This window comes from Neomoorella stamsii, from assembly GCF_002995805.1.
GTDB classification, from domain to species: Bacteria; Bacillota; DSM-521; order Neomoorellales; family Neomoorellaceae; genus Neomoorella; species Neomoorella stamsii.
The window spans coordinates 1-12,991 of sequence record NZ_PVXL01000048.1 but is presented as its reverse complement, the minus strand read 5'-3'; the positions used below and the strand labels follow the sequence as shown (position 1 = coordinate 12,991).

The following is a 12,991-nucleotide window of genomic DNA, read 5'->3' as shown; positions in this document are numbered from 1 at the left end:
TCCAGCCCTACATATGTGGTATAATTCATCTTGCCAGCCTCCTTAGCTTGTAGCTCTGTATTGGTCTCTATTGTACCAATATAACCTACGTATCGCTACTGTGGGGCTGGCCCTTCCATTATGTCTAATTAATATGCGAACCGAGGGGTTGATTCCCTCGGTTGTTGCGTAGTATGTACCAGCCGATGACAACGCCGAACCCACCTCCCAACTATTCTATTCCCAAGGGAAAACTCATAGGATAAGCCCGAAGGCTTAGAACTTCCGTAACATCTTATCTAACCATTTCACAGCCTCTGGCGTGGCACGGTGGGGATACGTCATAATGAACAGAAGCATCAAAACCGGATGCTGCCTCAGGATTGTAGGCAGGCTATTGTCCCGACAATCAATTGCTTCTTTCCGAAGATCCTCCCAATGTTTGGTTAGCGGCGGATATTCACTCACGTTGGTACCGTACTCGGATCGCCACAGGTAATGCTGCCAGGGCTCTGCCGGCTCGAATTCCAGGAATGCAAGCCGGGTTAGGTCGGGCCATATACCTCGCAAATGCTGCTTCCAGTTCCGCTTGGCTACCAAGTGCAGGAGTCCTTTGGCCATGTAAGAGACGCCGGATGGCTCGGTTGAATCCTTGCCCTCCTTTTCTGAGAAGCCGAGGGCCTCTAGTAAAGCGTCCTCGGCGTTCTGGTAGGGGTCCGCAAGCGAAGGCCCTTGCTTACCGTTTTGGGTTGCGATGAGTTTCAGTAAGCCCATAAGCATAAAATCGCTATTGGGCGATGCATCAATCTCCTTGAGGAACCAGTAATAGGCCAGAAACTGTGGAACTGCCCCCTCGCCCCACACCACCATCTGAGGCCCCCTCGTGAGGCAGAAATCACGAACGAACTCGAAGTGCTCCTTGTTTTGTTGGCCATGGATTTTTTGCCACAGGCCATAGACGCTCATCAGTCCAATCAGTTGGGTTACACGCACCCGAAGCAACGGCGGATCAGCCAGTGCATTGCCTTCCACTAGATGCGATCGCGTGCGCAGTTCCTCACATAGCTTGCCGAGCAAACGAAAGATCGCGTTTTTCGCTATTTCCAAGCTATTATGTATCTCATACTGGGTAATCCCCCACCGTTCACACGCCGCCAGCAAGGCGGCGATGTATATCATCCATGCTTCGATCTCGGCGGCATAGTTCTCTGCTCGTGACCACGGCGATGTAGCAAGCGCGCAGAGCAGGGCAGAACTTGCCGCTGTGCGGACCAGTTGTGCTTCGGACGGCACCTCGTTACTGTGTAGCCCCATGGTGGTCTCTAGGAGATGGGAAACCTTAGCCTTGGGCAGCGGTCCCGGACCATCCTCAAGAAAGAGTTCTAGCAGGATCTTAACATCGGCAAGCTCTGCCGGCCAAAGGGTGGGTGTATGATCTAGCGCCATCTTCAACAATTGGCCCCGCACAATTGTCTCCAGCCGAATTTCCGAGTGGCCGCGATTCTCCCAGCCCCGGTTTAGATCATCGATCGCCCGTTGTACTTCTTCATTCAGATCTCGGTTTGTGACCAAATACGATCGGTGAGGCGTGGAAGATGGAAAGGATGGGTGCACGATTTTACCTAGCATAAGATCATGAACCTGGGGTTCTATTTCAGTCCGCCACTGGGTCAGCGTGATACTCCTACTAGGAGACGACTTGAGCTGGAACGCACAGGGAACTCCTTGGGGGTCAATAGCGATGATATCCTTACCCATTTCCATGCTGCTATGACGGGTCATGTGAATTACGGTATACCCTTGAGAGAGAAGCATGAAGCAAAAGGGCACCTCAAAGGTTCTTTCGTTACTGCTATCCAACCAATTTTCGAGAATTCTCTCTTTCACGCCACTCATCCCTCTTCTGCTCGATCAACTCGTTATACCGACGTGCGAGCTCAGGATCGGTATGCAGACGTTGGAGTTCTGCCTTCATGCGAGGTGCCATCTTGGGTGAACAAACCAAGGTGAGTTCGTGAGGAGTTCCGTCTTCGTAGAAGTCCAGTTGAACCTTTTCAAGGGCTTCCAGGTACATTTCTGCAGTGAACGGCTTTCCTTTGGCATCGATCGCATTTCCCACTTCCTCAACGCTCTTGGATATCTCACCGAAAAAATGCCGGGCCATTTGCGATTCCATTTCCTCAGCTGCGGCATCGATCTTGGCGATTATATCTTCCATGGTGATGCTATCCCACTGCGACAAGTCTAACGTGATTTTGCTTGAAGCCTCTTTGAATTCGTTCTCAACCACTGAACCATCAGCCCTGACAATGCGGTGGCGATGCCCCTCGTGATAACGTAAGTGTTTCGCATTTTGAAAGGGTGATGGCGTCGAGCGGGCCTGCATTCGCTTATTAAGAGTTTCAAGGACCTTCTCTTTAACCTTGGGAAAGTCAGGTAGCATGTTGGCAATCCCTCGCATCAAATTCCGCGGTTTTATTATTTCACATTCTCCATATTATGGCACCACACCTGCTTCGGATGTGCCGCAAGTTTGAAATCGTATTTGGGGTTCCAAATGTCCATTTCTATGACTACTTAGAATATGTATTCTAGGACTGAAACCATAAGAAAATCTTGCCAACATGTCCTAGAAGACATATAATAAGAGAAGGAAATGGATGTCCTAGAACATAGCGAACCGCTGGGGGAGTACATATGGACTACTTGATGGAATACGAACAGTGGTTAAAAGCGGAAGGCAAAGGAGAAAAAACAATTATTGCCTACCTTTATGCCGTTCGTTCTTTAGCCCAGTGGTACGAAGAGCGGGCTGGGGATGTCTTTAATCCGGAAGAAGTTACCGCACTTGACCTACAGGATTGGAGAAGTTTTTTACAGACAGTCAAAGGGTATTCTCCAGCAACCATCAACAAGCAGATTGCGGCGATAAAAACCTATTGGGCATTTCTTACCGACCAAGAGCTTACTGAGGTGAATCCGACAAGGAAATTAAAGATGAAGCGGTCGTCCGTGGTTAATCTCGCCCCAAGATGGCTTTCACGTCAGGAGCAGGCTAAACTCCTGCATGAGATAGAAAAAGAAAGGCGTGATTGGAAGAAGAAAAGGGATTTGGCTATTGCACAGACAATGCTCCAGGGTGGACTACGCGTTTCTGAAGTCTCGGCGTTAAATGTAGAAGATGTAGATTTGAAGCACCGGACAATGGTTGTTGTAAACGGAAAAGGCGGTAAGTACAGGATTGTGCCTATGAATCGGGAATTGTCTAGTGCTATACACAACTGGTTAAATGTCAGGGGGAACACGAGAGAAAAAGCTTTATTTTTGTCTGAACGGGGATGCCGTCTAACGGAGCGGGGTATACAGTACCAGATGCGCAACTACTTGGACAACATCGGCCTAACCGATGTGACGGTTCACTCACTACGCCATTCCTTTGCTAAAAACTTGATTGATGCTGGTCAATCTTTGCAGATAGTGGCCCAACTGGCTGGACATGATTCGCTCGAAACTACTAGGCGCTACGTTACACCGAGTGAACATGACTTAAGAAAGGCTGTGGGCAGCATCAATTGGGATAGATAACTCAATGACCCGGGATTCAACATTTCGTTTGAGAAGCGAGCTTGATGGGGCGCGCTGCTGGTTCGCCGGGGCCGTTTTGGCCCACAATCTGACCCGCTTGGCCACCATGGAGTAGAAAAACGGAACCAAATTGGGGTAAATTGGATCTTGTTCCCCCTCATCACCTTGGGTTCCAAGGTCAAATGATGTTTTTCAGTGGGATTTACGTAAGCCAGACGCTCAGGAGTAATCCGGTGTGGAGCTTCTTTAAGGTAGGCAAAATTGACCTTTTGGGGTGTTTTTGAAGGGTATTATCGCAGGGACAGAGGCCGTCGCGTTGAGAGGAGATAACGCATCATACTGAACTGAACGGTATCCAGACCTTGCGTGGTTACTGAAATACAGGAGGGCCGTGATGACTGAGAGAGAGTTCCCTATCGGTCAGCGGGTGCATCTGCCTGGCCACTTTCCGGAGCCTGTCATCCTCGAAGCGGTACGGCCTATTGGCTCAGGGTATGAGTGTCGCGTACGTTTGCCCGATGGTAGGCCGGACGAAACCATCCTCTCTGAAGAGGAAGTCGCGGTTCTGCTCCCCCAGAAACGGGACGTTCCTGCTCCTGTTATCCCCGCGGATGCTGAAAAGATTCGGCTCCTTGTCGAGTCAGCCCGCATCCGGCTGGCCTATGCTCACGACCCACACTTTGCCGTCAGCCTCTCCGGCATCCGGACGCTACCGCACCAGATTGAGGCCGTTTATCTGAAGATGCTGCCACAGCCCAGGTTGAGGTTTCTTCTGGCGGACGACCCCGGAGCCGGCAAGACGATTATGGCTGGCCTTCTCATCAAGGAGCTGAAATTGCGGGAAGCCATTGACCGGGTACTCATCCTGTGTCCCGCGCCACTCACCATCCAGTGGCAGGACGAACTCCTGCGGTGGTTCGGAGAGCCCTTTGAGGTCATCTTCGCTGCTGTAGACCAGCAGCAGTTAGTGAACCCCTGGCGCCGCGCGTCACAAGTGATCGCCTCGATTGACTACGCTAAGCAGGATGAGGTGCGTGAACGAGTTTGGCAAGAGCACTGGGACCTCGTAATTATCGACGAGGCCCACAAGTGCAGCGCCTATACGAAGAGCTCCTCTGGCCGGAGCGACGAGGTGGAGAAGACAAAACGCTACCAGCTCGCGGAACGCCTTGCTCAAAACGCTGATCATCTGCTTCTGCTAACGGCCACGCCCCACCACGGTGACGATGACCGCTTCGCCCACTTCATCCGCTTGCTGGACCGCGATGTATTCCCTGAGCCCCATCGGGTGGGCCATAGAGCACAGGAGATTCGACGGGATATCCTCCGCCTGGGTCCCGACTGCCCCTGGGCCCTCCGGCGCCTCAAGGAAGATCTGAGGGACCTGCGGGGGCGGCGGCTGTTCCCGGACCGCCACGCCCACACCGTCACCTTCCGCTTGAATCGGGAAGAGTACGACCTCTACAAGGCTGTGACCGCCTACATCAACCAGTTCCTTCCCCAGGTAGATGGCCGCAGAAAAGCCAGTGTGGCGTTGGCTAGGACCGTCCTTCAGCGGCGCCTGGCTAGCTCGACCATGGCGATTTACGAGTCGATCCGTCGCCGCCTCGAACGCCAGCAGGAGTTGTTGAGGGAGTTGGAGCAACTTACCCCGGCTCAGCGTGCCCGCCGCTTGGCACAGTTGCAGGGACACTTGACTGATGGGGAGCTGGACGAGGACGATCTCGACGATACCGAACGCGACCGGCTTCTGGATAACGTTACCGCTGCTGTGGAGTTGGACCAACTCCGCACCGAGATTGCCGCGCTTCAGGAGCTATTGGTTCAGGCCAGGCGCGTGCGGGACCATGCGGCCGACTCGAAGCTGGCTGCCCTGCGGGAATGTTTGAACGGCGCGGAGTTCCGGGAGCTAAACGACGGCCGCGGGAAGTTACTTATTTTCACCGAGCACCGCGACACGCTCAATTATCTCTGTGAACACCTGGAGCGCTGGGGCTACACCACCTGCCAGATCCATGGAGGCATGAACCCCCACGAACGGAAACGCGCCCAGGAGTTGTTCCGCACAGAGCTGCAAATCTGCGTAGCCACCGAGGCGGCGGGCGAGGGCATCAACCTGCAGTTTTGCCGCCTCATGATTAACTACGATCTCCCGTGGAACCCGACCCGCCTGGAGCAGCGACTCGGGCGCATCCACCGCATAGGGCAGGAGCGGGATGTACACGTATTCAATTTCGTCGCCAACGAGTCTGAAGAGGGCCAACCCATCGTCGAGGGGCGCATCCTCCACCGGCTGTTAGAGAAGTTGGATAAGATGCGGGCAGTATTGGCGGACCGGGTCTTCGATGTCATCGGCCAGGTGCTGTCGCTTAACGACGTCAACCTGCCGGATATGCTCCGTGAGGCCGCTTCCGACCCCCGGCGGCTCGATGATTACCTGGACCAGATCGAGCGGATCGACCCCGAAAAGCTCAGGCAATACGAACAGGCTACCGGAATTGCGCTGGCGCGGGCACACGTGGACATTTCTGACTTCCAGCAGGTTAACGCCGAGGCTGAAGAGCGCAGGCTGATGCCCCGTTACGTTGAAGCGCACTTCCTAAAGGCGTGCCAGGAGATGGGCCTGAGGGTCGAACCTAGAGCCGATGGCTTGTGGCGCATCGAACATGTCCTGGCTGACCTGCGCTCGGACCGGCTGAAGGCGGTACGTCGGCTTGGGAAGCCGGAGCCGTCCTATCGCAAAATTACCTTCCACAAAGAGCGCCTGGACATGGACCAACACCTGGACGCGGTACTGCTCGGTCCGGGCCACCCGCTATATGCCGCCGTTGACGAGCGGTTGAACGAGGTATTGAGTGGATTGGTAGGCAGTGCAGGAGTTTACCTGGACGAAATTGCAGAAGCACCGTATCGACTACACTTTTTTGAGATTGCAATCCGCGGCGAGAGCAGTAAGGGTGAGGTGCAGACGTTGCACGCCGAGTTGGTAGCTGTGCGTGAAGAACTTGCTGCCCAGCACACCTCATCCGACCGATTTTCCGTAGTGCCGGCCGATTGTCTACTGGATCTTCCTGCACATCCATTGCCCCCGCCATCCCTGGAGCCGTTCGATCCGACCGCCGCGGCGGATTTCCTCAAGGGTGGCTATCAAATGGAATTGCGCAGCCGCTGCCAACAGGACCGCTGCCACTTCGTACAGGTCTGCCGTGAGTACCTGGAGCGCTCCTTTGACGCCCGCATACGGGCAGCACAGGACCGGATTATGGCCCTGCGTGCCCGAGAGGTGACAGATCCAAACGTTGCTTTAGCCCGGCAGCGTGCGGAGCATGAGTTGGCAGATCTCGAGCGGGCCCGCAGTGAGCGCCTAGAGGGATTGAACCGGTTGATGGTTGTACGGCATGGACCGGTGCGACATGTAGCTACGGCACTGGTGTTACCTGCAGGGCCGCTTGTCTCCACACAGAGCCACGCTCCGGAGGACGTTGAGCCAGAGGTCCGCCGCCGTTCGGAAAAGGCGGCCGAGGATCTGGTAGTTGCGTATGAGACGGCCCGCGGTTGGGAATGTGAACGGGTGGGACACCTCAAGATCGGGTTCGATATCCGCAGTTTGGGACCAGCTGATTCTCAAACAGGCTACCGCGACCCGGTGAACGGAATCCGCCGCATTGAGGTCAAGGGGCGCAGTCGCGGCCAGTCAATCCGCCTCACCACTAACGAGTGGTACAAGGCGGCCCAGCTTGGTGAAACCTACTGGTTATATGTGGTTTGGGATCCGCTTGGCAACCCGGATCCCGAGCCTCTAAAGATTCGCAACCCGGTCAAGTACCTTGACCATACCAAGCGCGAAGTAGTGGCAGCCCGCTATTTCGATATCCCCGCGTGGGCAATAGAGGAGGCAGCGCAGGCTGCGAGGGAGGGCAGTTCATGATAGATAATGATAAGCGACTCATCGAGGATTTTTTACCCATCGAGGCGATAAGCGCCGAGGCATCACGCGAGAAGTCAGTGCGCCAAGGCCATATTTCTACGCTGCACCTATGGTGGGCGAGACGGCCGCTTTCAGCCTGTCGTGCTGCGGTATACGGCGCTCTCGTCCCGGTGTCACGTTTCTTTCATGATGCTAATTCAGAAGCGACACAAGAGCCGGATAACGCGGCGAGGTTTTTTGAACGCCTCTGTAAATACCCGGGGAATCTGAAAACCATTGCAGAAGCACAACGTCATGTTCTCGAGGCCCATGCTAAGCGGCTTTCTCAGGAAACGGGACAAACTGTAACCATCGCGGATATCGAGCAAGGGAATGCTCCGAGGCCGAGGATACTGGACCTGTTTGCTGGGGGCGGCTCCATTCCACTAGAAGCACTTCGTTTGGGGTGCGATGCCTACGCGGTCGAACTCAACCCAGTGGCCCACTTGGTTGAACTCTGTACCCTTGTTTATCCGCAGAAATACGGTAGCCCCGACCCGAATGCCAAAGGTTGCACCAAGGGTGGTACCTGGGCAGGCCTTATCGAGGAGACTCGCTACTGGGGGGAGTGGGTCTTCGAAAAAGTCAGGGCCGCTATCGGCGACCTCTATCCATTGATTCCCGCTCCTGCAGAAAGTCGAAAAGTTGAGTGTCAGCAACTAAACTTCTTGGGAAGCGGTAACAAGTCTGATGGTGATTACCTTACGCCAGTTGCTTATCTGTGGACACGTACGGCCATCTGCAAGAACCCAAGTTGCAGAGCTGAGGTGCCGCTTTTACGCCAGACATGGCTTCAAAAAGAGGACAACAATTTCGTAGCTCTTAAGGTCGTTGCTTCCAAGGGAGCCAGACGTGTTCGCTTCGAAGTGGTAAAAGCTACAACAGAAAGGGCGTTGGGTTTCGATCCCACGGCGGGATCGAGAAGAGGGACCGCTGTCTGCCCCTTTTGTAAAACAGTACTCGACAATTCATACCTTCAGGATATTGGACGACGCACCGGATTCGGGCTCCAGCCTATGGCAGTTATGTGTACATATCCTGGACGCCCGGGCAAGGTTTATCTTCCATTCAACGGAGACGAAGGCATACAGGCAGAAGTGGACCGGCGCTTAAGTGAAGTAATCGAACGAACAGGCCTACAGCTACCTTCTGAGCCGTTGGAGGCTAACCCTCGTTCTTTTGATGTTCAACGCTATGGATTTTCCCGATGGTGTGACGTTTTCACCCCACGGCAGAACTTGATGTTTTTGACCATAGCAGAACAATTGCGGACTGCCTGGTCTGAAATGGTCGCTCGTATTGGAGATATGGAGCGCTGCAAGGCTCTGGCTACTTGCGTTGCACTCACTTTCTCTCGACTCATCACGCAGCATAATGCGTTTGCTATTCTCAACATTGGACGCCAGACCATTGAGGGACCTTGGGGTGACGGCAAGTTCCCTATGTCTTGGGATTTCGTCGAGGCAAACCCCTTCTCTGAAGCAAGCGGGTCGTACGCCAGTGCACTAAGTTGGGCCCTGCAGGCGTATCAGAATCTCAAAACTTTGAGAGGCCCCGCATATGTAATACGTGGATCAGCTACCTCGTTACCGCTTTCGGATGCTACATTCGATGCGATTATTACGGATCCGCCATACTATGATTCTGTTTCCTACAGCAACCTTTCTGACGGATACTACGTTTGGCTCAAGCGATGGATTGGCCATCTTTATCCAGAACATTTCGCATCCGAGCTAACACCCAAGAAGGTTGAGGCCATTAAGGCCACCTATCGGTTTCAGGGGGATGAGGAACTAGCGATCCGTCGGTACGAGGAACTAATGACTGCGTCCTTCAGGGAGGCGTGGCGTGTACTCAAACCAGGGGGTGCGATTGTCGTTGTCTACGCTCACAAGACGACCCTAGGTTGGGTAACGCTGGTCGATGCTCTGCGGGGGGCAGGATTTACGATTACTGAAGCGTGGCCTCTAGCAACTGAAGCCCGGGGTGGACGTAAAAAAGTCGGCAAAGCGATGCTGGCATCCAGTATATTTTTGACCGCCCGCAAACGGGAAAGCCCAAAACGGGGCAGGTACGAAGAGGAAGTGCGACCGGTTCTCGAAGCAATAGTCCGCGAGCGAGTGGTTAACCTTTGGAATCAAGGCATTTCGGGCGCTGATCTCGTGATTGCGTGCATCGGGGCAGGTCTACGCGCTTTCACGCAATATGACCGGGTTGAATATGCAAATGGCGAGGAGGTTCCTGCCCAAAGGTTCCTCGCCGAAGTAGAAACAGTCGTTTTGGACACTATTCTTAACCGCCTCTCGAATGAGGTAACACAGCTAGGGCAGACAAGCCTAGTAGGCGTGGATCCACCCACACGATTCTATATTCTTTGGCGCTACACCTATCGCACCACAGAACTGGACGCTGGGGAGGCAATCATCTTTGCCAACGGTACCCATGTGGAACTGGACGGTCCTGGGGGTCTCTCCTATGGTTCAAGGGCCCTCGTGGAGAAGAAAAAGGACAAATACCGGCTCCGCGACTACGCCGAGCGGGGAAGCGACGAAAAGCTCGGGCTGCCAGACCGAGACGGCCAACCAGCGCCGGTTATCGACGTGCTACACCGCGCGCTCTGGCTCATGGAAAACCGGCCGGCAAAGGTGAAGGAGTTCCTACGAGATGCCCAAGTGAACCGGGAGCAAATGCGGCTTGTTGCCCAGGTCCTCGCTGGGCCAGCCCTTAAAGGTGGCGAGCTGGCGGGCATCTCACCTACGCATGAAGTGGCGGCCTTAACGAAGCTCGTCGCTAACTGGAGAAGTGTGGTCGAGGACGAGGTAATGGCCCCATTCGGGCAACCAGATAAGCGGCAGTTGCATCTACAATTTTGGGGAGGGAGTGACCGTTGAGCACGAATCTAGTCAGACCCTGGGTGGAGGTTGTATCGCTTCACTCTGATGTCCTGTCGGAGAACTTTTCTGAGGACATCTTCGCACTCGACCTTGGTCCACTAGCGGACGGGAACCCAAACGTCCCGGCCGTCTACCGCGATCCTGAACTTTTCTTCCGTTCATCCTACATAACAAATGGGTTGCGATCACTTCTTCAGGATGTACTTTCGCGCCTTAGTGGCGGGGCGGGCAACCGGGTATTGAAGATGATCACTCCCTTTGGAGGTGGCAAGTCGCATACCTTGGCGACTCTCTTGCATGCGGCTAGAAATCGGGATGCGCTTGATATCGTCCAAGAAGGCAAAGGTCTGCCGCGGCCAGGGGCTGTTCGAACCGCTGTCTTTGATGGCCAATTCTTTGATGCCACCAACGGTAAGGCCATTCCCGGGAAGGACTTTCGCGCCCGCACCATGTGGGGATGGATCGCCTGGTCCCTTGGGGGACAAGAGGGTTACGACCTGCTGCGGGCTCAGGACGAGGCTCGCGTAGCACCTGGTGCCGATGAAATCCTTGCCCTTCTGGCGGACGGCCCAAACCTGATCCTCCTTGATGAGACCCTGAACTACCTGATCAGCGCAGGCGGTGTCAAAGTGCAGGATACCACACTGCGCGACGAGACGCTCACCTTTCTCCAGCGGTTCACCGTGGCCGTTGGTAACACTAACAATACGGTACTGGTCTTCTCATTGCAGTCAAGCAAGCGAGAGGCAATCGAATACGTCAATCTTTTACAGACAGTGGACCATTTAGCGGCCCGAAAGGATCAGCGGCGTGAGCCCGTTGAGGGTAACGAAATCCTGGCTGTTATTCAGCGTCGCTTGCTGGCCAAGCTCCCCGATCCGGAAGATTCAGCACCCGCTGCGATGGCTTACCAGGAAGTCTTTACCCAAATGCGGCGGGCTCACGCCCAGAGTAACGCAGAGCGGCAGCAGGCCGAAGAAGAAGGTATCGCGCTTCGGGACAGGATCCGGGCGGCCTACCCCTTCCACCCTGCCCTGATTGACTTAATGCGGGAACGGTGGGCCGCCATCCCCGACTTCCAACGCACGCGCGGCGCGCTGCGTTTCCTCGCCGCGTGCCTGCGGTCGGCTCACCGCGAAGGAAGGAGCCGCGCTCTCCTTGGACCAGGTGACGTGCCGATCCACGACCCGGAAGTGAGGCTGGCCTTCTTTAAGGAAGTGGGCCAGCAGTCCGACTTCCAGGCCGTGCTCGAGCATGATTTCTTGGGTGCAAACGCTCGCGTGCGCCGGATCGATGAGCGTAGGGCGAAGGAGAATCCCGCCGACGCCACCCGCCGTCCAGCGACCCGGTTAGCAACTGCCATTCTCATGCATTCGTTTGGCGGCCTGCGCCGCGAGGGGGGCGGGGAGGGCGACGTGCTACCGCCCGGAATTACTGAGGCTGAGCTACTTTCAGTATGTGTCGGTCCCGATCTGGACAGCACCACGGCGCTTGCGTGCTTGAAAGAGCTCAAGGAGCAGTGCCTTTACCTTCACTTTGACGGGGTTCGGTACTGTTTCAAGAAGGATCCGAACGTCACGCTCCTCCTCGAACAAGAGGCTGAGATGGTTGCCCGTGACGAACGACGGGTAGTGGACCGCATCAAAGAAATGCTGGAGGAGCGCCTGGCCGGTCACCGTGAGGCGATCGTGTGGCCAGAGAAATCCCTGGACATCCCGGACCATGACCCATCCTTCCTCATTGCATACCTACCGCTTGAGTTCGGCGGACAACCGCGACCTACGCAAGAGGAAACAGCGAAGGAACTACTCCAGAGTTACGGGGACAGACTGCGCCACTACCGCAACGGAGTTGGTCTCGCCGTCCCCGCGGTGGACCAGATCGAGATCGTAAGGCGATCTGTACGCTACATTTTGGCTGCGGAGCAGATAAAGGCGAAAGCCAAGCAACTAAACCTGACAGACGAACAGAAGAGTCAACTGCGAGAGCGGGAGGCTACCGAGCGGGCCGCAGCTGAATCTGCCATGCTCCGGCTTTACTCGGAAGTGTGGTTACCACGGACCGAAGAGGGCGCTATTGGCCTTGAAAAAGTGGCTGTGGGTGGGCGACCCCTGCAAGCCATGCTCAACGACAAGAAGCAAGCGATGATTCATGAGCGGGTCATGGAGCTTCTGACCGTGGTGCAGCCGCGTGTCTTCTCCACCCTCAATCCTGGAAAGCTCGTCGAGCTTTTCCGGCTTGGTGAAGACAAGCCACCCACGCTTGGTGTTCGGACCAGCGAAGTCGTGGACGGTTTCTATTCCTTCCTGGGTTTCACGCGCTTGACTACTAGCGCAGTGATCCGCAAGGCCATTGCACGTGGTGTGCAGGAAGGGTTTTTTGCATACGTTTCAGGTCCAGCCCCCGAGCTCGGGCCTGATGGAAAGTATAAGGTCCAGGTTGACAAAATCCGTTTCCGTACGGGAGTACCTGACGACGAGATTGATCTGGAATCGCCTTTGGTATCATTAGGAAACCCGATTCCAGATCAATCTCGTCGTCAGGTACTCCCGTACGGAAACGGATT

Annotated in this window: 6 protein-coding genes; 4 read left to right on the top strand and 2 right to left on the bottom strand. The window is 55.0% G+C overall.

From position 1 onward, the window contains the following. Positions 1-255: 255 nt before the first annotated feature. Positions 256-1,866, bottom strand: a complete 1,611-nt coding sequence (locus tag MOST_RS10875; protein ID WP_054935696.1) for a hypothetical protein — start codon at positions 1,864-1,866, stop codon at positions 256-258. Continuing rightward, entirely contained in the window at positions 1,832-2,422 is a 591-nt protein-coding gene (locus tag MOST_RS10870) for a hypothetical protein (RefSeq protein ID WP_153060783.1), read from the bottom strand. Before MOST_RS10870 ends, MOST_RS10875 begins: the two co-directional genes overlap by 35 nt. Positions 2,423-2,676: 254 nt before the next feature. Between MOST_RS10870 and MOST_RS10865 the strand changes: the two genes are divergently transcribed. The 4 genes from MOST_RS10865 to MOST_RS10850 all read left to right on the top strand — a co-directional run. Beyond that, a complete protein-coding gene (locus MOST_RS10865; protein WP_054935694.1) occupies positions 2,677-3,564 on the top strand; it encodes a tyrosine-type recombinase/integrase in 888 nt (295 codons plus the stop codon). A gap of 394 nt (positions 3,565-3,958) precedes the next feature. Beyond that, positions 3,959-7,492, top strand: a complete 3,534-nt coding sequence (locus MOST_RS10860; RefSeq protein WP_054935693.1) for a helicase-related protein — start codon at positions 3,959-3,961, stop codon at positions 7,490-7,492. Further along, positions 7,489-10,422: a DUF1156 domain-containing protein gene (locus tag MOST_RS10855; RefSeq protein ID WP_208974788.1), complete on the top strand. Its 2,934-nt coding sequence runs from the start codon at positions 7,489-7,491 to the stop codon at positions 10,420-10,422. Before MOST_RS10860 ends, MOST_RS10855 begins: the two co-directional genes overlap by 4 nt. Continuing rightward, positions 10,419-12,991 (top strand): ATP-binding protein (locus tag MOST_RS10850; protein ID WP_106007145.1); only part of this gene is annotated, 2,573 nt, incomplete at its 3' end. The genes MOST_RS10855 and MOST_RS10850, both read left to right, overlap by 4 nt.